This window comes from Synechococcus sp. RC10A2 (assembly GCF_047502605.1).
On the sequence record NZ_JANSHP010000038.1, the window covers coordinates 1 to 693 of the forward strand.

1 protein-coding gene is annotated in these 693 nt (G+C 57.0%); it reads left to right on the top strand.

The genetic code is table 11. The annotated features are described in order from the left end of the window. Positions 1-49: 49 nt before the first annotated feature. On the top strand, positions 50-693 hold a 644-nt coding region (locus NW848_RS03805; protein ID WP_414510465.1), incomplete at its 3' end, for an iron uptake porin.

The window sequence follows — 693 nt, forward strand, 5'->3', positions numbered from 1 at the left end:
GACATCCCTACAGCCAAAAAGGTGTGAGGAAAAGAACAAGGAGAGAAACATGCCCGTGAAACACGCGAACTACTGGAAAACGCTGCTGGCCGGCACTCTGGGTGCAGCAGCGATCCTGACCCCTGGAGTGGCTTATGCCCAAGCTACCGGGCCGGTCACCTCCATCTCTGAGCTTTCGGATGTGCAGCCCACCGACTGGGCCTTCCAAGCCCTGCAATCCTTGGTGGAGCGCTACGGTTGTATTGCCGGCTACCCTGACCGCACCTTCCGCGGCAACCGGGCTATGACTCGCTTTGAGTTTGCCGCCGGTATGAACGCCTGCTTGGATCGCATCAATGAGTTGATTGCAGCCGGTTTGGCCGACAAAGTCTCCAAGGAAGACTTGGCCACTCTGCAGCGCTTGCAAGAGGAATTTGCTGCTGAGCTGGCAGCCCTGCGCGGGCGGGTGGATGCCCTGGAAGCCGATGTTACTGACTTGAAAGGGAAGGTCTTCAACCCGGTTACCAAGTTGAATGCCCAAGTCATCGCCGCTGTTGTAGGCAGCGCTCTCACGGAAGACAGAGTTGTTGATGGGGAGGTAGTAGCAGAGCAAAACCAAGCCAACATGACTCTTCCCTATCGGGTACGCTTGAACTTCGATGCTTCTTTTGTGGGTCGCGATCGCCTGCGCATTCGTCTCCAAGCTCGCGATGC